This is a genomic window from Halomonas sp. 707B3 (genome assembly GCF_024158645.1).
Classification (GTDB): domain Bacteria; phylum Pseudomonadota; class Gammaproteobacteria; order Pseudomonadales; family Halomonadaceae; genus Vreelandella; species Vreelandella lionensis.
On record NZ_JAMZBE010000023.1, the window covers coordinates 13449 to 34958 of the forward strand.

Annotated in this window: 18 protein-coding genes and 1 tRNA gene; 10 read left to right on the forward strand and 9 right to left on the reverse strand. The window is 58.8% G+C overall.

The genetic code is table 11. The features are described from left to right. Nucleotides 1–26: 26 nt before the first annotated feature. From BIS10_RS05170 to BIS10_RS05195, 6 genes are all read right to left on the reverse strand, one after another. Nucleotides 27–506 carry a phosphatidylglycerophosphatase A gene (locus BIS10_RS05170; protein WP_137094814.1) on the reverse strand — a complete coding sequence of 160 codons (480 nt, stop codon included), beginning with the start codon at nucleotides 504–506 and terminating at the stop codon, nucleotides 27–29. Continuing rightward, nucleotides 506–1234, reverse strand: a complete 729-nt coding sequence (locus BIS10_RS05175) for a tellurite resistance TerB family protein (protein ID WP_083024797.1) — start codon at nucleotides 1232–1234, stop codon at nucleotides 506–508. Before BIS10_RS05175 ends, BIS10_RS05170 begins: the two co-directional genes overlap by 1 nt. A gap of 109 nt (nucleotides 1235–1343) precedes the next feature. Further along, nucleotides 1344–4409, reverse strand: a complete 3066-nt coding sequence (locus BIS10_RS05180; protein ID WP_253503119.1) for an AAA family ATPase — start codon at nucleotides 4407–4409, stop codon at nucleotides 1344–1346. Next, a complete protein-coding gene (locus BIS10_RS05185; RefSeq protein ID WP_253503122.1) occupies nucleotides 4406–5554 on the reverse strand; it encodes an exonuclease SbcCD subunit D in 1149 nt (382 codons plus the stop codon). Before BIS10_RS05185 ends, BIS10_RS05180 begins: the two co-directional genes overlap by 4 nt. 109 nt (nucleotides 5555–5663) lie before the next feature. Continuing rightward, nucleotides 5664–7307, reverse strand: a complete 1644-nt coding sequence (locus BIS10_RS05190; RefSeq protein ID WP_335589508.1) for a DASS family sodium-coupled anion symporter — start codon at nucleotides 7305–7307, stop codon at nucleotides 5664–5666. 340 nt (nucleotides 7308–7647) lie between these two features. Further along, the gene (locus BIS10_RS05195) at nucleotides 7648–7977 is read right to left on the reverse strand and encodes a hypothetical protein (RefSeq protein ID WP_054641473.1); all 330 of its coding nucleotides are present in this window, start codon (nucleotides 7975–7977) and stop codon (nucleotides 7648–7650) included. Between the two features lie 239 nt (nucleotides 7978–8216). On the opposite strand from BIS10_RS05195, the gene sstT reads away from it, so the two are divergent. The 7 genes from sstT to BIS10_RS05230 all read left to right on the forward strand — a co-directional run bounded on the left by sstT (nucleotide 8217) and on the right by BIS10_RS05230 (nucleotide 14199). After that, nucleotides 8217–9434, forward strand: a complete 1218-nt coding sequence (gene sstT, locus BIS10_RS05200) for a serine/threonine transporter SstT (RefSeq protein WP_062375409.1) — start codon at nucleotides 8217–8219, stop codon at nucleotides 9432–9434. An 81-nt stretch (nucleotides 9435–9515) separates the two neighbouring features. Next, on the forward strand, nucleotides 9516–10046 hold the full coding sequence (locus BIS10_RS05205; RefSeq protein ID WP_062375408.1) for a helix-turn-helix domain-containing protein: 531 nt from the start codon (nucleotides 9516–9518) through the stop codon (nucleotides 10044–10046). Continuing rightward, nucleotides 10043–10783 (forward strand): AzlC family ABC transporter permease, encoded by a 741-nt coding sequence (locus tag BIS10_RS05210; RefSeq protein ID WP_253503128.1) that lies wholly within the window; start codon nucleotides 10043–10045, stop codon nucleotides 10781–10783. Before BIS10_RS05205 ends, BIS10_RS05210 begins: the two co-directional genes overlap by 4 nt. After that, nucleotides 10780–11115, forward strand: a complete 336-nt coding sequence (locus BIS10_RS05215; RefSeq protein WP_253503131.1) for an AzlD domain-containing protein — start codon at nucleotides 10780–10782, stop codon at nucleotides 11113–11115. The genes BIS10_RS05210 and BIS10_RS05215 overlap by 4 nt, the downstream gene beginning before the upstream one ends. A gap of 68 nt (nucleotides 11116–11183) precedes the next feature. Further along, nucleotides 11184–12173, forward strand: coding sequence for an ABC transporter substrate-binding protein (locus BIS10_RS05220; RefSeq protein ID WP_253503133.1), 990 nt, complete (start codon nucleotides 11184–11186; stop codon nucleotides 12171–12173). Next, on the forward strand, nucleotides 12167–13171 hold the full coding sequence (locus tag BIS10_RS05225) for an iron ABC transporter permease (RefSeq protein ID WP_253503136.1): 1005 nt from the start codon (nucleotides 12167–12169) through the stop codon (nucleotides 13169–13171). The genes BIS10_RS05220 and BIS10_RS05225 overlap by 7 nt, the downstream gene beginning before the upstream one ends. Beyond that, entirely contained in the window at nucleotides 13168–14199 is a 1032-nt protein-coding gene (locus BIS10_RS05230; RefSeq protein ID WP_253503139.1) for an iron ABC transporter permease, read from the forward strand. Before BIS10_RS05225 ends, BIS10_RS05230 begins: the two co-directional genes overlap by 4 nt. Nucleotides 14200–14202: 3 nt before the next feature. Here BIS10_RS05230 and BIS10_RS05235 read toward each other — a convergent pair whose 3' ends face one another. Further along, nucleotides 14203–16329, reverse strand: coding sequence for a TonB-dependent receptor (locus BIS10_RS05235; RefSeq protein ID WP_392567151.1), 2127 nt, complete (start codon nucleotides 16327–16329; stop codon nucleotides 14203–14205). Nucleotides 16330–16609: 280 nt separating this feature from the next. Between BIS10_RS05235 and BIS10_RS05240 the strand changes: the two genes are divergently transcribed. Continuing rightward, nucleotides 16610–17431 (forward strand): ABC transporter ATP-binding protein, encoded by an 822-nt coding sequence (locus tag BIS10_RS05240; protein WP_228219565.1) that lies wholly within the window; start codon nucleotides 16610–16612, stop codon nucleotides 17429–17431. Further along, nucleotides 17428–18324, forward strand: a complete 897-nt coding sequence (locus BIS10_RS05245; protein WP_253503144.1) for a sucrase ferredoxin — start codon at nucleotides 17428–17430, stop codon at nucleotides 18322–18324. The genes BIS10_RS05240 and BIS10_RS05245 overlap by 4 nt, the downstream gene beginning before the upstream one ends. 77 nt (nucleotides 18325–18401) lie before the next feature. Here the strand turns inward: BIS10_RS05245 and BIS10_RS05250 are convergent, their stop codons facing one another. Together BIS10_RS05250 and BIS10_RS05255 are read right to left on the reverse strand one after the other, a co-directional pair. Continuing rightward, the gene (locus tag BIS10_RS05250; RefSeq protein WP_253503147.1) at nucleotides 18402–20546 is read right to left on the reverse strand and encodes a TonB-dependent siderophore receptor; all 2145 of its coding nucleotides are present in this window, start codon (nucleotides 20544–20546) and stop codon (nucleotides 18402–18404) included. 247 nt (nucleotides 20547–20793) lie between these two features. Beyond that, nucleotides 20794–20870: transfer RNA gene (locus BIS10_RS05255), tRNA-Ile, on the reverse strand. A gap of 138 nt (nucleotides 20871–21008) precedes the next feature. On the opposite strand from BIS10_RS05255, the gene BIS10_RS05260 reads away from it, so the two are divergent. Continuing rightward, the coding region (locus BIS10_RS05260) for a hypothetical protein (protein WP_253503150.1) at nucleotides 21009–21510 on the forward strand (502 nt) is incomplete at its 3' end.

The window sequence follows — 21510 nt, forward strand, 5'->3', positions numbered from 1 at the left end:
ATGGGTAGCGTATTTTAACAGTGGCGTTAGACGATTTTCTGCTGCCAACGCTGCCATAGCATCACTATCAGCGCGACCACCAGCCAGCTTACCAGCGCGGCAATCACATCATCCAACACAATGCCCAACCCACCGGTGACATACTCCGCTAAATGAATAGGCGGCGGTTTTAAAGCATCAAAAAAGCGGTAGACGCCAAACGCCAGGGCCAGAACCAATGGATGGCGAGCGGCTTTTAGCCCTAGCACCGCGAGCGGAAAAGCGACGTACTCATCGGCAACGATGCTGCCATGGTCCAGGCCATCATAATGCCACGCAGCGATATGACAGACCGGCACCGCGGCCACCAGCATCAGCGCGATGATGGCAGCCTGCTGCCCGGTCGGGCGACCCAAGAGCCACCACGCCAGCGGCAAGCCAATCAATGAACCAAAGGTACCCGGCGCAACGGGCGCTAGCCCTAACCCAAAGCCGGTGGCTAGCCAGAAGTTGAGCGTATCGAGCATTAGCCAGCCTGCTGCGCCTGACGCTCGAGCTCTGCCGCCATCTCTGGCGTTAGGTTTAGCGCACTGGCGAGTTGATCCAACCAGGCGCGTTCCATGGGGTTTTGGTTGTCGATCACGGCGACGCTGATCAAATACATTTCGCGAGCGGCCTGGGGGGAGTCCGCTTCACGGGCCAATGCCTGGGCGTCCAGCGGGGCTTTTAGCTGCTGTTCGACCCAGCGGTGCATCTCCTCATCCGCGCCGAGGGCATCGATCTGATCGGTGATCAGCGCCTGCTCCTGCTCATCGATATGACCATCCGCCCGTGCGGCCATGATCATCGCCTGCAGCAGTTCCAGGCTGCGGCGCTCTTGAACCTCGCCGCTTAACACCTCGACACGCTCGCCTTCTGATGAGGATTGGGTCGCCGCTCCTTTCTTTTCCTGAGAGCTTTGCCACGCTTTCCACGCCAGCATGCCTACACCCGCAATCGCGCCATATTTCAACGCTTTACCGCCCATGCTGCGGCCACGTTTTGAACCCACCAGCATGCCCAGGGCACCGCCGCCCAGCAGGCTTTTCACATCAAAACCGCTGGAACCGCTGCTTTGACGTGTACCTTGGCTGCTATTACCGCCTAAATGGCGGGAGAGCCCATCAATCACGCCTTTGACATCCATGCCGCCGCTGCTGCCTTTGCTACCACTGGCCTGGCTCATCAGCTGCTGCAGAATTTTGCTTGCATTCATCCTTGCACTCCTCAATAAACATTCATTCGACGGGTCGAACGCGGGTCGTTTAACCCTTGTTATAGCGTATGCTACATGAATGCAGCATGAATTAACCTTGCGCTAGCGCTTAGCTCAGCGCCCCTTTCACCTCGACCGAACTGCCATGACGGCTAGCGCTCACCTCAATACGAACCGGCATCTGCTCTTTGAGTTCGCTGACGTGGGAAATAATCCCAATCATGCGGCCACTCATTTGCAGCTCGCTCAGCATGGCAATGGCTTGGTCCAGGGCGTCTTGGTCCAGGCTGCCAAAGCCTTCATCTATGAATAGCGTATCGAGCTGAATACCGCCCGCGTAGGCCTGCACCACATCGGAAAGCCCCAGCGCCAGCGACAGCGCCGCCATAAACGACTCCCCACCAGAGAGCGTGGCCACCGGGCGATTTTTGCCGGTGTAGGTATCAGCCACGTCCAGCTCAAGGCCAGATGCTTTATTGCCTTTAGAGGGGTCTTCCCGGCGCACCAACTGGTATCGCCCACGGCTCATGCGCACCAAACGCTCAGACGCTTGAATCAACACATCATCCAGCAGCACGCCCAGTACGAAGCGCTGCAGGCTAATGCGATGGCCGGTGCGACCGTTGGCGACGTCGCTCAGCGTGCCCCACAGCTGGTATTGGGCTTCCAGCTCCGCCTGGGAGGCGTGGGCAGCCGTCAGCTTTTGGTGAATGTTTTGCAGCGTGGTTAATCGCCCATCCAGTTGCCGCCAAGACTCTAGCTGGCTGTTTTCTTGAGCCTGTGCACTTTCAGCCTGGGCAGTCAGTGCGGCAAGATCCGGCGGCGTTTTTTCCGCCAGCTGGGTTTGGTAATTCTCTAGCGCGCCCTCAAGCTCGGCCAAGCGGCGTTGATACGCCTCCACCCGATGCGTCAGCTCGTGCCGCTGGGCATCATTCAGTTGGGCGGCCTGATATTCCGCCTCATCAGCAAAGGGGCTAGCCTGCAGCGCGGACTGCCACTCGGCGTGAGCCTGCTGAAGCGACTGCTCGCTACGCTCGACCCGCTCGTTCGCCCCGCGTAACTGCTCTTCCGCCCGCGCCAGTTGGGTCTGGCTAGTCGAAAGCGCTTGCTGGGCGCTCTCCCAGGCTTTTTCAAGCTGGGCGATGTGCTGCTCCAGCTCGGCCAGGGTTTGGCGCATTGCTTCGGGATAACGGGCGTCTTCCGGCAGCGATTGGCTCAGCTGGTCGCGCTGACTCTCTAAGCGAAGCGCGTGCTCTTTCGCCTTTTCCACCTCAGGCCGCTGGGCTTTTAGCTGTTTATCCAGCGTGCCCCACTCGCGTCGCAGCGCGTCCCGGGCTTCGGTCTGTTGGCGAATCTCAGCGTCAACCTGCTCTCGGCGCTGCACCTGGCGGCGCAGGTCTTCATAGGCATTTTGCAAAGCAGACAGCGGTTGACTCGCCCACTCCCCTAACTGCTGATTCAGTCGCTGGGCCTGCTCTGTGTGGCTATCGATCTGTTGGGTGAGCTGATGGTGATGGCGCTCTGCCCGTTGTAGCGCTTGACGGGCCTGTTCTTGCGCCGCTCTGGCCTCTTCCACCTGTGCCTGGGTGACCAACTCGGCGCGATTTATCGCTGGGGCGGGATGTTCCAGGCTGCCACACACCGGGCAGGGGGCATTCTGTTCAAGGGTCAGCGCTAACAGCGCGGCCTGGCCCTGGTGCCAGCGCATCTCCTGCTCAGTGGCGTAGCGTTCGGCACGCTTGGTCTCGCCTTGCTGGTGGCTGAGCGCGTTTTTAGCCTGCAGCTGTTGCGTGGTTAATGCCTGGTGCCGCTGGGTGAGTTCATCCAGCTCTTGGCGCAGGGCTAGCAGGTGGTGATGGCGGGTTAGCTCAGCGGGGGCGCTCGCCAGTTGCTGAAACTCACTCTGCAAGCGTTCCAGGTGAACGCCGATGGCTTCGCCTTGCTGGCGAATGCCATCTAGCTGCTGCTCATCGCGCTTAAGCGCCTCATTGGCCTGTTGCCAAACGGCCTGAGCTGTTTGAAAGTGCTCCTGCAGTTCACTGAGCTGCTGGCTTTTCTGGATAAACTCGCCCAGCTGGCGGTGCCGCTCCCTCATTACGGGGAGCTCCGCCTGCTGCTGGCGTGCCGTCTCTAGCGCCTGCTGTGCCTGTTCAGCGTGAGAATGCCGCGTGATTAACGCAGCGTTTGCTTGGCGCTTCTCATCGTGGGCGGTAGCCAACGCCTGCTGCGCTTGGTCTAGAGCGACTTTCTGGGGGCGCAGCGCCTGGGCATGGGTACTCTGCGCTAACCGCGCTTGGCTATTGTCTACCTCAGCGTGCTGCTCAAGATGACGGGCTTTATCGGCTGCCAGCGCGTCCCGCGCCTCAAATTGGCGCTGTAGCGCCAGGGCCTCATCGCGCTGCTGTTCGGCAAGTCGGCGCTTTCGCTGCGCGGTTTCAAAGCCTTCTCGTGCTTGGTCTACCTGTGGCACCAGCGCTTCCAGCTCTTGCGCCAACGCGGCTTCGCTCTCAAGCTCCCCCCCGGCAAGAATGCCATTGATATGCTGGCGATGATCGCTCACCGCCCGCTCTATTTGATTAGCCTGAGTGCGCAGGCGCTCTTCAATACGCTGGAACACCTGGGTTTGAAACAGCTGGGAGAAAATGACTTCGCGCTCTTTGGAGCCTGCCAGCAGCAGTTCGCGGAACTTACCCTGGGGGAGCACCATCACCTGACGAAACTGATTGGCGTCTAGGCCTATTAGCGCTTGCAGCTCCGCCGTGGCGTCGGTGACCTTACGCGCCACTAGGCACTCGTCCTCCTCGCCTTCCGGAGTGAGTCGCCACAGCTGGGCTTCTGCGGTTTGTGTCGTTGTGCCTTCGCCGCTGGCCTTGGGGCGCTCCTGCAGAGGCACTCGGCGCACCCGATACATGACATCACGCAGGCGAAACGTCAGGCTGACTTCGGTGAGCAGAGAGGCATCCGCCTGATCGCAGCGCATTTGAACGGCGTCCCGCTCGTTGCCGGTGGTTTGGCCGTACAAAGCAAAACAAATCGCATCGAGGATCGAGCTTTTACCCGCGCCGGTGGGGCCGTTAATCAGAAACAGCGGGCTTCTGCCCAGCGCGGTGAAGTCGATGGTTTCGCTACCGGCAAAGGGGCCAAAGGCCTGCATGGTCAGCGTTAATGGCGTCATGCTTGGCCCCCCTGCTCGCGACTCAGGGTGGTGATCAACTCGCCCATGGCACGGGCCTGGGCGTCGCTCATTGGCTCGCCGCTGGTTTGAGCGAAAAAGTCGCTGAACATATCCAGCGCGCTGAACGCAAGCCGCTCGCGGTCTAGCTGTTGGCGGCCTTTCGCTTCCAGCATGCCGGGCTTTTCCAGGTGTAGCACGTTGGGGTACACCGCCCGCAGTTTGCCCATGGGGTCGAGAATGGCGTGACGGTCGGTGAGGCGCACCAGCAGATAGTCATCGGCGTGGGGGTCAGCGGCCCCTTGGGCCAGCAGCTGAGCCAGCTCACCTTCCAGCACGCGCACGTCCCGGCGGGGCAGCAGCGGATGGTGGGCTATTTGAGTGACACCTTCGCTGCCCACCTCAACAAGGGTGACGCCTTTGCGCTGGGTGGCTTCGGAAAAGCTGTACTTCAGCAGCGAGCCGCTATAGCGAATGTGCTCCCCACCGCGAACCTGGGGGCCGTGAAGGTGGCCCAATGCCACGTAGTCGAAACTCTGCATGGGTTCCCACGCCACGCTTTCGGCACCGCCTAGGGTGAGCGGGCGCTCGGAGTCGCTGGCGGTGCCGCCATCGACAAAGCAGTGGCTCATCAGTAGCGTCGGGCGGCCCGGCTGGCGCTGTGCCTCAATGCGCTCCAGCAGGTAGCGGTGGGCGCTATCGAAGTCGCGTACGTCCACGCCAAACGCGCTGCGCACGTACTCTGGGTCCGCGTAGGGGATGCCGAACACATCCACCGTGTCATCGCCAATCGTGAGCGTGACTGGCTGATCGCAAGTGGCTAAGTCAGTGAGAATATGCAGGCCGGCTTGGCGCAAATGGCGCGCGCCAAACCCCAGCCGCTCAGCGCCATCGTGGTTACCGGAAATCATCACGACCGGCAGGCCGCGCTGCTCGCACAGCTCGACCAATATCTCATCCAGCAGTGTGACCGCCGCAGCGGGTGGCACCGAGCGGTCGTAAATATCGCCCGCGACCAGCACGGCATCCACCTGCTCGCGGTCGATGATCTCCAGCAACTGCTGCAACACATAGCGCTGGTCATCCAGCAGGGAAAGGTTGTGAAATAGCCGCCCTAAATGCCAATCGGCGGTATGAAGTAATCGCATGACAGGCTCGATGAAAAAAGTGTGCGGTCATCATAGCAACCGCGCCTGCGTTTCACCCATGAAAAAGCCCCGCACGAGGCGGGGCGATTAATGCGGAACACGTCGCGGGTTAGTCTCTAAACGCATCCGGGTAGGTGGTGAGGTCCACGCCCCACAGCATCGGCAGCAGGAAGTAGACCGCGGCCACGATCAACAGCATCGCAATGATGTTGAGCCAGAAACCGTTGCGCACCATCTCGATGATTTTGATTTTACCCGTGGAGAAGATGATCGCATTGGGTGGGGTGCCTACCGGTAGCATGAAGGCGCAGTTGGCCGCCATGGCCGCTGGCACCATCAGCACGAACGGATGAATATCGAGCGCCAGCGCCAATGAGGCTAGCACCGGCAAAATCATCGTCGCTGTGGCCGTGTTGGAGGTAATCTCGGTCAAAAATAGCACCATGCCTGTCGCCAGCAAAATGACCAGCAGGAAGTTGACGCCTTCTAGCACGCTCATTTGGCCGCCAATCCATGAAGCCAGACCCGATGAGCCAAAACCTGCGGCAATCGCCAAGCCGCCGCCGAACAGCAGCAAGATACCCCACGGTACGTCTTTGGCCACATCCCACCCCAGCAGGCAGCCACCTTTGTTGGGAGAAGGAATGAGAAACAGCGCCACGGCAGCGGTAATCGCAATCATGGTGTCGTTAATGCCGGGGATCGTCAGGATCTGCCCCTGCCATAGGAACGAGCGGGTAATCCAGAAAAACGCGGCAAACAGGAACACACCGAGCACCGCCTTCTCTTCGAAGGTGATCCTACCCAGCGCTTCTTTCTCTTTGCGGATCAGCGCTCGGCCGCCCGGCAATTTGGCGAGCTTGATCGGATAAATGAAGCGTGTGAGCATCACCCAGCCAATCACCAGCAGCGTCACTACCACCGGGAAGGCAAACATCAGCCAGCCCGCGAACGAAATCTCGACACCGAACAGCTCGTTCACGATCGCCGCCAGGATAATGTTCGGCGGCGTGCCAATGAGCGTGCCCAAACCGCCAATGGTGCCCCCGTAGCCCACGCCAAAAATCAGCGACTTACTGAACTTATCAATCTCGTCGCTGTGATCTCCTTCGGTTTTGTTCAGCTCCTGGGTCACCTGGTAGACAATGGCGGTACCAATGGGCAGCATCATCATGACGGCAGCGGTATTGGATACCCACATGGACAAGAAGCCCGTGGCCGCCATAAAGCCAAACACGATGCTGTTAATGCTGGTGCCTAGCAAGGAGATAATCGACAGCGCGATGCGCTTGTGCAGATCCCACTTCTCCATTGCCAAGGCGATCATAAAGCCGCCCAGGAACAGGAAAATAATCGGGTTACCGTACGCCGCCGTTACGGCACTGCTCTCCAGCACTCCGGTAATCGGCAGCAGAATAATGGGCAGCAGTGACGTCACCGGGATAGGAATGGCCTCGGTAATCCACCACACCGCCACCCATAAAGTAGTTGCCAGCACCATGCGCCCTTCGAAGCTCAAGCCGGCGGGGTGGAAAAACATCACGACCAAAGCAAACAGCAAAGGGCCCAGCACCAAGCCGATTTTCTGTGCCGTACTATACACGGGCGGACGGGGCGAATGGCCGCCGCTGCCCTGGGTCTTATGGGAGTCACTTCGGGATGAGGAGCCTCCAGCACTTGAGGTCGGCAACGCACACATCAGGAGATTTTTAACTTGGTCGTGGGAGTGCCAAAGCTGATCCCACAGCGTCATCGTGGCAGTTCTGCGCATTATGGAAGTACCGCTCGCAGTCAGGGTGAACGAAAGGGTTCAGGACTTAGCTGTCCCTATGGCATTTTTTGCCAGCGCCGCTGGCTTTTAGGGTGCCCTTTATTCACTGCAATAGGCCATTAGTCCAGTAAATTGGCGGCAATTACAACCAAAGTCTAACCACTTTAGTCGAAATAATTATTGTCGATTAGTCTTCGTAGATGAGTTTGCTTGGCTTTGTTTTCAGTGATTCCAGTGCTTAATCTGTAGCGCAATAAGCACGCAGAACATGCTGATAGCAAAACACTTGCTTCCCAATGGGTTGCAAGCCGCTTGCCCGTTATTAGTCCAGATTATCCAGCGTCACCACGATATCTTGGGTAGAAACATCGACGTTCCAGAAGGTATAGCTGTCATCGTCCTCGTCGACCAAGCGAATATCGAATAAGGGACTTTTATACCCCGTTAGCGTCACGCGCTGGGTATCCCCATTCATCAACACGTCGCTGCCCAGCACGTCCTCCTCCCAACTTTTCGAATCCGCCGGGCTCACGTACATATAGTAAATGGTGTAGCCAGTACGGTTGGTGATATCGACGTAGTAGTCGGCCGCCATGACCAGCGACGAGCTGCACAGCATCAGCAGTGCAGCCAGAAACACCTTAATGCGCATGGAAGCATTCCTTTTTCTTTTTTAGAGGAAAAGCGAGGGTTTGAGGCGCAAGCGCCGTGCTGCGATTAGTGATGGCAGCAAGCGAAGTATAATCTGGCGCTTATGACAGAGATAGCAGGTCACGTTTTTTTACACATCCGCCCAAGGCGTGCCTGCAACTGTTAGAATGCTGCCCCTTTCAGGCGCGTTGTGGCTGACCGCCACACCGCTTCCCTCTTCTACTACCTGAGAGTCGCGCAATGTTTGCCACCGTCAATGCCGTATTTCGGCCAATTTTACGGCTGGGCCTTATCCCTCAAATTGTGATTGGTATTGCCGCTGGGGTGCTGCTAGCTCTATTCACCCCTGGGATTGCCAGAGATGTTGCGCTACTTGGCCAGCTGTTTATTGCTGCGCTGCAAGCGGTTGCGCCGATTTTAGTCTTCGTACTGGTGGCGGCGGCCATTGCCGCCCACCAAGCAGGCCAACCCACCCATATCCGCTCGGTATTGGTGCTATATGTCACGGGTACGCTGATTGCCGCGTTAATTGCCGTGGCGGCCAGCTTTGCGTTCCCTACGGAGCTGGCGCTGGATGCAGGCCAAGTCGACGGCAACCCGCCGAGCGATATTTTTACCGTGCTGCGTGACTTACTGCTCAACGCGGTGGCGAACCCTGTGACGGCTCTGATGGACGCCAATTTCATCGCCATTCTGGCCTGGGCGATTGGCCTGGGGTTAACGCTGCGCCAAGCCAGCGACACTACCCGCCAAGCGCTTAGCGACTTATCCGCCGCCATTACGCGTATTGTCACGCTGGTGATTCGCTTAGCCCCGCTGGGTATTTTCGGCTTGGTGGCCGGTACGCTGGCGGAGTCTGGCGTGCAGGCACTGCTTAGCTACGCCCAGCTATTGGGGGTGATCGTTGGCTGTATGCTATTTGTGGCGCTGGTGAGTAACCCGCTGCTGGTCTATTTAGCCACCCGCAAAAACCCTTATCCGCTGGTGTTTGCCTGCCTACGGGGCAGCGCTATTACGGCATTTTTCACCCGCAGCTCGGCAGCCAATATCCCGGTGAACCTGGAGCTGTGCCGCCGCTTAGACCTGGATGCCGACACCTACTCAATCTCCATTCCGCTGGGCGCCACCATCAATATGTGCGGCGCGGCGATCACCATTACCGTGATTACGCTGGCGACTACGCACACCCTGGGAATTAGCGTGGATTTCCCCACTGCGCTGCTGCTCTGCATCGTATCGGCTCTGGCGGCCTGCGGTGTGTCTGGCGTGGCGGGCGGTTCGTTGATGCTGATTCCCATGGCCGCCAGCCTGTTCGGCATTCCGACCGAAGTGGCCATGCAGGCCGTCGCCATTGGCTTTGTGATTAGCGTGGTGCAAGACTCCACCGAAACGGCGCTTAACTCCTCCACCGACGTGCTGTTTACCGCCGCCGCCTGCCGAGCGCGCAAGCTCACCTAACCACTTCTTTACTGCTTGTCGATTGACAGCCCGCTGTTCCTTATATAGAACGTTCTATAAAAGGAACAACGGGCAATCACCATGGATGAGCACTCTCTTGTTACGCTAGGCCTACACCTCCAAGCGCTTCGTAAAACCCAGGGTTTCTCACTTTCACAGCTTGCCAGCGCGGCAGGCATCGCGAAATCCAACCTATGCCGCTTAGAACAGGGCAACGGTAACCCCACGCTAGACACCATTTGGCGGCTGGCCGTCCAACTCAACGTTCCGTTTGGCACCCTGGTGGCACCGATCAGCGTACCGCTCGGTGAGGATGGCGTGCAGGTACAGTTGATCGACCAGGGTAAGGGCGTGCCACAGGTGGATGCCTACTGGATGCGCTGCGCGCCCAATACGCTGCGCCACGCCGAGGCCCATACCCTGGGCACGCGGGAAACGCTGACGCTCATTAGCGGATGGTTAGAAGTAGGCCCAGAGGGTGCGACCACCACGCTCACCCCTGGCGAAAGCATCACCTTTCAGGCCGACCAGCCGCACCTGTACCGTACGCACACCGATGAAGCCACCCTGCTACTCACCGTCACCTACGGCCAAGAAGGGACCCCACCATGAGCCAGCCAGCCGATCACACGGTGCACGCCAACCACTCACCGCTGCGCTCTGCCTTACAGGGCGTGCGTGAAGCAATTCCGTTGTTAGGCGGCTATATTCCGGTCGCGCTCTCGTTTGGTTTGGTCGCGACCCAGGCCGGTTTTACCACTTGGGAAGCGGCCGCCATTTCAGCGCTGATCTACGCGGGTGCCTCGCAGTTTCTGTTCGTGGGCATGATTGCCGCTGGTGCGCCGCTATGGCTGGTGGTGGCCATGACGCTACTCATCAACGTGCGCCACGTGGTGTACGGCCCCAATTTGGCCGCGCTGCTGCCCCGAAGCCGCCACTGGCCTTGGCTGATGCACGGCCTGACCGATCAAGTCTTTGCTTTGGCGCTCACACGGCTCCCCCAGCTACCGGAAGTAAAACGGTTTAGCTGGTTTGTAGGCGCCTCGCTGCTGGCGTGGTCGGTGTGGATCATCGGTACCATCGTCGGCGCGTCCGGCGGCGAGGCGGTCACCGCCCGCTGGCCGCTGCTGGGGGAGATCATGCCCTTCGCACTTCCAGCCCTATTTCTTACCATGGTGGCACCGCGCTTTACCGACAAGCGCTGGGCTGCCGCCATGCTATGTACCATTTTTGCCGCGCTGGGGTTGAACCTGGCCGGGTGGAGCAACGTGGCGATTCCCCTTGCAGCTGCCTGCGGCGCGCTGTGCTTCTACACGGTCACCTTTCAACCACGGAGGAGCCGCCCATGAGCAGCGCCATGTGGATCGCCGTCATTATCTGCGCACTCGGCACGCTGCTGATGCGAGTGGTGCCCTTTTTATGGATGCAGCGGCGGTTGGGCAGCGCAACGGGAATGAACGCCATGCCCCAATGGCTGGTGATTCTGGGCCCCATGATGATTGCCGCCGTGTTGGGCGTCTCGATTGTGCCCGCCAACCCCAGCCCTGTCTCTTGGTTGGCCACCGCGATTGGCCTGAGCGTTACGCTGTTGGTGTGGCGTCGCCTGCGCTCACTGGGCTGGCCGGTGGCCGCCGGGGTGGGAGTATTTGGGGCGGTGGAGGTAGTGGCAGCCCTTATTTGATAATGCTTTGCATTAGCTTTTACAACATGCCATGATTTCGCCTTTCTTCGTGACACCGAAGGGCACGTATGCAGACAGCAGACGCTTATGGCAGCCGCACAGGGTGGCGGGTGTTGCTTATTTTTTGCTCCACCCTGCTGCCTTTCTTTGCTATAGCCAATGAAGTAGCCACCACTGCTGATTTACCTACTCAATGTGACCAACCACGCCTAGTAACGCTCTACCAAGGAGCCACGGACAGTGCCGTAGCTCTCGGAATTACCCCCGTTGGCGTGGTTGACGCTTGGCTGGAAAAGCCCACCTACCGCTATTTACGCGATGCGCTTACCAATGTTGAGCACGTGGGGCTGGAAACCCAGCCGAACCTTGAGAAAGTGGCTTGGCTGAACCCGGATGCCATTATCGCCAGTCACTTTCGGCACGAACGCGTCGCCCCGCTGTTAAGCGCCATGGCGACCAGCGTTTACGCCAACACCGTCTATGATTTCAAAACGACGTTAGCGCTGGTGGCCGAGGCCAGCGAGCGCGAACAGCAAGCCCAAGCGCTGCTGCAGCGCTGGGAAACCCGCGTGGCGGACTTTCGCCAGCAGATCGCTGATCAGCTAGGGGGCCAATGGCCGCAAAAAGTCGCCGTCGTGCGCTTTAAAAGCGATCATGTGCGGATCTATACCAGCGGGTTTGCCGGTTCGATTCTAGATGAGCTGGGCTTTGAACAACCCGAGACGCTGGCCTCTCAAGACTGGGGGATGAAGCTTGCCAGCACGGAGAACATTCCGGTGCTTGAGGCTGATGTCATCTTTGTGCTGCTGGAGCCAGATGACCCAGCCATTGCGGCCAACTACCAACACTGGGCTTCTCACCCTTTGTGGCAACAGCTAACGGCTGTGCAGCGCGGCCAAGTATTTGAGGCAGACCCCGTTAGTTGGATGATGGGCGGCGGTATTTTGGCGGCCAACGCCATGCTGGATGACCTTTACCGCTACTATCAGCTCACCCCGGCCACCGATGGCTGCTTGCCACACTGCGCTTTATGCATTCAGGAGCGGCCCTCATGCTGAACAGCAGCTCTGCTAAGTGGTTAGGGTTGCTAGCAGGCGCTGCCATGACGCTACTGGCGTTTATCGGCAGCGTCATGCTCGGCACCACCCCGCTAGAGTGGTCGGCACTGTGGCGTATGCTAACCGCTTACGATCCCGCTAATGTGGCGCATATCATTCTATATACCGAGCGCCTGCCACGCGCCGTGGTGGCGGCGCTCGTGGGTGCTAGCTTGGCCGTAGCGGGCGCACTGATGCAGACCATGACTCGCAACCCGCTCGCCTCGCCGGGTATTTTAGGCATTAACGCCGGGGCGATGTTTTTCGTCGTGGTAGCGGTAGCGCTACTGCCGCTGCATACGCCTGCCCATTATGTGGGTGCCGCCCTACTCGGCGCGCTAGTGGCAGCAAGTTTAGTGGCGTTGCTAAGTCGCGGGCGCTATGGCGAGAACTCGCCGCTGCGGGTGGTGCTGGCAGGGGTCGCGGTGACCGCGATGTTTGTCTCCTTCAGCCAGGGGCTCCTGGTGGTCGACCAGCAGAGCTTTGAAAGCGTGCTTTATTGGCTAGCGGGTTCTGTAGCGGGACGCGACCTTGACCTAGTATTGCCGCTGCTACCGCTGTTTGGTGGTGCCATAGTGCTTAGCGCCCTCTTGATACGTCACGCCAATGCGCTGTTATTAGGTGATGACATGGTGACAAGCCTAGGCATGCGCGCGGGCAGCATCAAACTGCTTCTGGGCCTGGTTGTGATTGTATTGGCAGGCAGCTCAGTGGCCCTGGCGGGCATGATTGGGTTTGTCGGGTTAATTGTGCCCCACATGGCCCGCCGTCTTTTTGGCATTGACCATCGCTGGATGCTTCCTGGCTGTGCCGTTTTGGGCGCTTGCTTGCTTCTGCTGGCCGATACGGCATCGCGGTTTTTAATTCCTCCACAGGAAGTGCCGGTCGGCGTCATGACAGCGCTCATTGGTACGCCTTTCTTTATTTACCTCGCACGACGCAACATGGCTCGCCAATGACACTCGCAGCGCTCTCTCCTTCTGACGCCAGCAACGCGCTTGGCACACGTTTTCGTCTCACGCTGCTGCTATTGAGTGTGGGGCTTGTGCTAAGCGCGGCTCTGTCGCTTTGCTTGGGAAGTTTTCCTACTCCACCACTGCAAGTCGGGCATTCCCTTATTAACCCAGCGGATAGCGAGCTGACGTTCATTATTTGGCAGCTTAGGCTACCGCGTATTGTGCTGGCGATCCTGGTAGGGGCGGCGCTGGCAATGGCAGGCGCCATTCTGCAAAGCATCGTGCGTAACCCGCTTGCCTCGCCGGATGTTATTGGCATTACCAGCGGCGCGGCGCTAGCCGCTGTTCTCTTTATCGCGTTGCTCAGTTCGCACGTTAGCATCGGCTGGCTACCGGTGGCGGCCATGCTCGGAGCCTTATTCGCCGCTCTGCTTGTGGTCAGCTTGGCATGGCAGCGTGGTATTAGCCCTGCGCGCTTGGTGCTAGTGGGCATTGGCCTAGCCGCCGCCATGGGCGCGGGCACTACGCTACTGATCGTGATGAGTGACGACTCCGCCGCCATGAGCGCCTATACCTGGCTGACCGGCAGCTTATACGCCGCCCAATGGGTCGATGTGGCCAGCCTGCTGCCGTGGCTACTGTTAGCGACGCCGGTGAGTTTTCTGCTAACGCGCCACGCCGATACGATGGCGCTTGGCGACAGCGTAGCCCAAGGGTTAGGCGTGCCGTTACTGCGCAGCCGAATCGTGCTGCTTGCCTGTAGCGTGGTGCTGGCCGGTGCTGCGGTGGCCGTGGCGGGAGGGCTCAGCTTTGTGGGCCTCATGGCACCGCACCTAGCGGCGCGATGGGTGGGCCGACATTTAGCGCGGCTACTGCCTGCATCCGCACTGGTAGGTGCATTAATCGTGCTTTATGCCGACCTGCTTGGCCGCGTCGCCTTTTTGCCTAACGACCTGCCTGCCGGTATTTTCGTTGCGGGCATTGGCGCGCCCTTTTTTGTTTATCTCTTGTATCGGGCGCGCCAGCGTTAAGCCTTAAAAATCCAGCTGATACCCCACCGTGAACGTGCGCCCACGACCGGTGAAGTAGTACTCATCGCTGATGCGAGCGGCTTGAGAGTAATAGGTGAGGTAGTCTTCGTCGGTCAGGTTCTCGATACCCAGCGATAGCTGCCCCGTAGGGAGCTGATAGGCCAGCGAGGCATCCACCAAACCGTAGCCATCGAAGTCGAGCGCCGGGTTATCGACGCTGCGGTCGAAGTAATAGCGGCCCTGTAGGCGGGTCGAGAGACGGTCATTCCATACGGCGCTCCAGCCCAGCTTGAGCGTATCGGGCGCAATATTGATCCCGGTAAGCTTGGTGTCCACGCTGCCATCGCCGTCTTGGTCTGACTTGCCTTGGGTATGGGCGTAGGAGAGCGACAGGTCATGGTAGTCATTGATCTGCATGTTGCCGGTCACTTCCACCCCTTGGATTTCGGTTTTCTCCCGGCTGCCCACCCACGTACCGTTCTGTTCGGCCAAGCGCTGGCCAAAGTCAGAGTTCGATTCGTAGTAGCTGACTTCCAGGCCGTAACGCTCCCAGTCGAAACGCGCGCCAATTTCCTGGTTATCGGTGACGATGGGCTGTAATTGAAGCAGCGTATCCACATCCTGGCCCGGTTCGCTGATGCCCCGCAGCACGCGACCAACGTCCGGCATGCCAAAACCTTCCGAGTAGCTGGCATACAGCTGTGCCCACTCCGTGGCCTGGTACGTCAACCCCACGTTGTAGAGCGTTTCATCGAAACTGGGATTGCCGCCCCCTACCGCGACGTTGTCTTGAGTGACGTTGCTACGGTCAATCGTCTCATAGGCATCCACCTCAAGATCGGCGTGCTCATGGCGAACGCCGGCATGCAGCGTGAGCGGGTCGGCGATCTTGAACTGACCCTGCAAGAACGGCGCAATGTTGCTGTAGCGGCTTTCCGGCACGTAGGTACGCCCGGTCTCTACCAGCATTTGGCGGGTTTCATCCTCGAGGATGTCTAACCCCACCGTCACGCCGAGCCGGTCATCCAGCATGCCCTGGCGGTTTAGGGTGAACTTGGCGCCCTGTTTATCCGATTCGTTACGGGTTTGGTCGAACTGGGTATTGCCGTTGCCATCCAGGTAAGGGAAGAACGGCGTGGTGGCAAAGCGCGCTCGGAAGCGCTGGCGATACACCTGGGCATCGACCGCGTTGCCGTACCAATCCGCGTGGGAGTACGCCAAGCGGGCGGTGGTGACTTCATTAAAGCCTGGCGCGCCGTCGGGTGTGCCCCGCTCGGCGCTGGTCGGGATGCCCGCATCGCGGTCGCCCACCACGGGCACGTAGTCGTCGCCCTCTTCCAAATCAAAATGATTGAGCGACAGCTCGATATTCTGATTGTCGTCGATCCAGTAGCCTAACTTGCCGAACAGGTCGTAACTTTCCGAGTTTTGCAGCTCGCCGGGGTAGGCAATGCCCACGCGACGGTCGCCGCCATCGTAAAACACGCCCCGCTCTTGGCGAGTAGCCGCGGCTACAAAATCCCAGTCGCCCTGCTGGCCGCTAATGCGATAGTTGAGCTTGTTGCCCAAGCCTTCCGAGTGCAGGTCGTCGTCAATGGTGACGCTAATGCCCGCGCTTTGGCTAATACCGCCCCCTTCGGCCCGACGGGTGACGAAGTTGATCAAACCGCCGGTGGCTCCCAAACCATGCTCGGCGCTGGCCCCGTGAATCACTTCAATCCGCTCGACCATGGAGAGGTCGATGGTGTAACTGTCACGAGAGCTATCGCGCAGCGGATTGGACTGAGGCACGCCATCGATCAGGAACAGCGCATCGCGCCCGCGCAGCGTCTCTCCGGCGTTGGACAGCTTCTGACGGCTAGGTGAAAAGGAGGGAATCAAGTTGCTCAAGACCTGGCCAGGGTCGTCGGTGATGGCGAGCTGCTGTTCGATCTGCTCACGGGTAATCACCGTCACTCGCTGCGGCGTTTTCCCCTCTTCACTACGGCTACGCGTCGCCGTCACGACCATCGTAGGCGATGACTCGCTGAGCGACTGCCCCATCTCAGTTGCCTCTTGCTGGGCATTGGCCTGAGTGGCTGCCACTAATCCTGCCAAGGTGATCGTTGGCCAGAAAGCGGCGTGTTTCATCGTTTGCATGTCTGCTCCCTTGCGTTGTGTGTAACGTCGTACGAATGAACCCTTGGTGAATTATCACTTTAGCGGCCGCTGAAATGCTAACGCGGATCTAAATGATAATGATTATATTATGCACAAAGAAACAGGCAGGTCTACCGTTGCGGACGCACCGTTCGAACGTCCGCAATGACACAGAACAGGCAGCCACAAGAACAACATTGAAAATGAGAATATTTTGCCTTAGGGTGCTGACTGCCCTAATTCTGTGACTGAGCTTGCCTGAGCCTACCTTATGCCCGCCTATTCCCACCCTGCATCACGACTCACCGCTGACGGCCTGCACGCTGGCTACGACACCAAGCGCATCCTGCAAGGGGTAGATATGGCTGTAGCGGAAGGCCAACTCACCGTGCTGCTAGGGCCCAATGGCAGCGGCAAATCGACCCTGCTGAAAACGCTGGCGCGCACGCTGACGCCCAGCGGCGGGCATGTCTATCTCGATGGCAAGGACATTCATCGCAGCAACACCCGGGAGGTCGCCCAGCGGCTAGGCATTTTGCCGCAAGGCCCCATCGCCCCCGAGGGGTTGAGCGTAAAACAGCTGGTGGGGATGGGGCGCTTCCCCCACCAAGGGTTTTGGAAAAAAGATCCACAGCAGGATGCCAACGCCATCGCCGAAGCCATGGCCTATATGCACGTGACCGAGTTTGCCGACCGAGATGTGGAAGCGCTCTCTGGCGGCCAGCGCCAGCGCTGCTGGATCGCGATGGTGCTCGCCCAGCAGACCGATTTGATTTTGCTGGATGAACCCACCACCTTTTTAGACTTGAAGGTGCAGGTAGAGCTGTTGGCGCTGCTATCTCGGCTGGCCCACGACCATGGCCGCACGCTGCTGCTGGTACTGCACGACTTGAATCTCGCCGCCGCTTACGCCGACCACCTAGTCATGATGCGCGACGGGCAAATCGTCATCAGCGGCACGCCAAGCGATGTGTTCACCGCGGCCAACCTAAAGCGCGTCTTCGACTTGGATGCTCACATTCTGCGCGACCCCGCTAGCGGCAGCCCAGTGTGCGTGCCCTTCACCTCGGCGACGTTACAGGCAGCCCTATGAACCACACCTTCTGCGCGGATTTAAGCCGTGAACAGCACGACCCGCTGGCCGGTAGCGCCGCTCATGCCGAGCGCAACTTACTGCTTAGCTGGCCGCGCGCGAAGTGGCAGCGCAAACTACACCACGCCAGCGATATGAGCGATTCATTAAAGCAAACGCTAGATACGCTGGCTGACGATGGCCTGCGCATCAACCTGATCCAACAGCCGGGCATGGAAAAGTACCAGCATCAGCTCTTTCTGATGCCGGAGAGGCGCCGCTTTCGCGTGGCACGATGGGAGTTAGAGGCGTTCTTCAGCGCCTTTCAAAGTGGCACCCGCCTTAGCCAGTGGGAGCAGCCAGCGATGCGCAATGATTTGGTTCTTTGCTGTACCCACGGCACCAAAGATAAGTGCTGCGCGAAGTACGGTTATAAAACGTTCAAAGCGCTAGCCAGCACGGTAGCTGAGCACCCGCTGCCGTTCGAAGTGTGGGAGAGCAGCCACCTCGGCGGCTGCCGACTCGCCGCCAGCGTGATCGTGCTGCCAAACGTGCGCAAATATGGGCGTATTACGCCAGAACAAGCGCTGTCCTTCTTACAGGCCGAAGCCCGCCAACAGCGCTTTTTGCCCGGATACCGCGGCAGCTCACAGCTCACTCCCGCACAGCAGAGTGCTGAAATCGCTGCGTTGACGCAGCTCAGCACGGAGGCAAGACAACCCACGTTGGCTCTGATCAGCGATCACGGCGACGACCAAGCGCGAGAGATACGCTTTCAGTGGCGGCTCGACCAGCAGCAGGGGGAACTGACCGTGCACTGCCAAGCCACCACTCTGTGGCGTGTGGATACCTGTGCTGACCTAGCGCAAGGCCCCACCGAAAGCACCGTATGGCACGCGATGGTGAATGGGTAGTACATAGACGAACAACAACGACGAACAACAACGCCCGGCTTAAAGCCGGGCGTTGTGGGTTGACGCTTACTGATCACTTACCAGCGGTACTTCACGCTGCCGATCACGCTGCGAGAAGCACCGTAATAGCAGTAGAAATCGCAGCCGCTCACGTACTCTTCATCGGTGATATTGTTCACGTTCACCTGCGCGGCCCAGCTGTCGTTAATATCGTAGCTGGCCATGGCATCGTAAAGCGTGGTGGAAGGCACATCGCGGTTAATGCCGCTGCCAGGGCTCGGAGACGTTTCACCGATATAACGCACGCCCGCCCCAACGGAAAGCCCAGGCAAGCTGCTGCTCATATCGTAATCCAGCCACGCTGAGGCCATATGGAAAGGCACCAGCGGTACACGCTCATCCTGCTGGGCATCGCTAACATCGTAGCGCGCATCGGTGTAGGTATACGCCGCGGTGAGCTGTAGATCATCGGTGAGGTAGCCCACACCTTCAATCTCCACACCCTGGGAGCGACGCTCGCCAGCTTGCTCCTGCACCGGCGCGCTAGTGGAAATCAGCGTGTTGTCTTCTTCTACGTCAAACACGGCAATGGTCACATAGCCATCCACATCAAACGGGGCAATTTTCACACCGGCTTCTAGCTGGCTACCTTCCAGCGGCTCATAGCTAGCACCATCCGGCCCGATACCCGCGACAGGTGTAAACGACTCGCTGTAGCTAAGGTAAGGTGAAATGCCGTTATCGCCCAGGTACATGGCGCCAGCGGTGAGTGATAGCTGCTCGTCATCGTAGCCCTGGCTGCTGCTACCGGTGACATCGCTGAAGTCGTCGCTGCTATCCACGCTGTCGTAGCGTGCACCCGCGAGGAAGACCCATTTATCCGCGACGCGCAGCTGGTCCTGCACGTAAATACCAAACTGACGGCGGTCCACATCATGCTGGGTGGGGTCGCCGGTATCCGGCGCGGTAAAAGCGGCGTAATCCGGGTTGTAGAGGTCTACGGTATCGACGTTGGCGAAGAACGTAGAGCCATCGCCCAGGGTACGGAAGCTATCGCGGTTGGTGTAGTTCAGGTTCAACTCTTGATAGCCCGCGCCCACCAGCAATGTGTTTTCCGTGTTGTCGGTGTAGGTGCGTGCAATCAAGCGGTTATCGATGTTGAACGCATCGTACTCGCCGTCGCGATCAATCACGCCACGGGAAATACTGCGCGGCGGGGTAACAAACGAGTTGGGATAAACATTACGCAGCTCAAGATCTAAATGCGTATAGCGAGCGTTCTGTTGGAACTCCCACGTATCGTTGATCTGGTGCTCAAGCTCGTAACCAATGCCCACTTGGCGCTGATCTAAACGGTCGTAATCCGGCTGACCCAGGTTGGTCTCGGGGTCGATTTGGCCGAACGGAGAGTCGTTCAGCGTACCCAGTGCCGGGAAGAAACCGGTAGTGGGCACACCCTCATCTTTCTGCACGCTGGCTAGGAAAGTGACTGTGGTATCGTCGCTGACATCCATTTCCAGGCTAGGCGCAAAGTAGTAGCGCTCCTTCTCGCTACCGTTAAGTTCCCCTTCCCCATCGCGATAAAGCCCGACCATGCGGTAACGCATATCGTCACGCTCGGCCACCGGGCCAGAGACATCAATGCCCACCTGGCGATGCTGCTGGTTGCCCGCCTCAATTTCCAACGTGCCCTGTGGTTCGCTGGTCGGGCGCTTGCTGATGGCGTTAATCACACCGCCGGGAGGCGCTTCACCGTACAAAATAGAGGCCGGGCCTTTCAGTAAATCCACCCGCTCAACGCCAAACGTCTCATTCATCCACCAGAAGTAGCCGCCGGTGCGGAATAAACGCAGGCCATCTTGGTAGGTCGCACTTTCCGCGCTGAAGCCACGTAAGAAGAACCAATCCGTGTTGTTGTCATCGCCATAGGGCTGGGAAACAACGCCAGAACGATACTGGAACGTTTCGTCGTACTTATTAACGCCACGGGTTTCCAGCTCTTCTGCGCTCACGGTAGAGATCGCGCGAGGCGTTTCTACCTCGGGGGTATCTACCTTCAACGCGGTCGCGGTGACCACCGTGGTACCGGTATTGATGGTGTCTTCTTGAGCCAGTGCGGCCATCGGCGCAGCGCACAGCATTCCACCGAGCGACACCACCAGTGAACGGCGAACGGCAGCAGGCAACGGCGCGACGGAAAACGGCATGGTTTTACGGAGCATGAGTGAGTCTCAACGGGTATGAGGAGTTCGTTATAGTAAGACGAATGATACGGATTTTTATTCACAACCACAATCACTCTGGTGGGGCAAGAGGTTGGGGAGGAACGGGGTGTTCGAAGGAGGATCGGTGGAAGAACCAATAGAGACAAATGAGGTTTTGAGAAACTGCGAATATGGCAAAGGAGCCGTTTACTGACGTTGGTCAGGGGCTTAAGAAGAAGGCAATCTAGGGGGAGAGACTTAGAAATGGTGGGCCCAGTAGGACTTGAACCTACGACCAAGGGATTATGAGTCCCCTGCTCTAACCAACTGAGCTATAGGCCCGAAAAGCGTGCATATAATAGCGAATGTAGGGGGGCGAGGCTACCCCTTGGTGCGCTATCTTACGGCGAAGTCGGCATTTTTTCGGCACTAATTGGCGGCGCTGGGGTCTGGTGGTGAATGCTTCTATGGAGAATCGCTTTGAAAGCTTTGATGGCTCTTTTCCCGCTGCTGTTGGTGCTGCCGGTGCAGGCGGATTGGCAGCTTGATCCTGGCCAGTCTCAGGTGCAGGCGTCGATCACCCAACTGGATGGCGAGACCCCGCAAATTCATCACCATCAGGTGAATAACTTGCAGGGCGATATTGCTGCCGATGGCACGCTGCGCCTGCCGCTGCGCTTGAGCCAAACCGATCTGCTCAATCGCTTTGGGGAACTGCCGCCGTGGGTGGGCTTGCTGGCGAACACCACGCTGGTGACGCTGGTGGCGCAAATGCCGCCGGAGCGGTTAGACGGCTTGGATATTGGCGAGTCGATGGTGGAAACCCTCACCTTTCGGGTGCAAACCGACCTGATTAACCAAGAAGAGGCGGTGCCGCTGCGCTTTACCCGCGAGGGGTTGAACGAGGTGCGCGTGACTCACGCCGAACCCATGGCGTTGGATGGCAACGCGCTGATGGCTAACAGCACGGTGCGCACCGTGC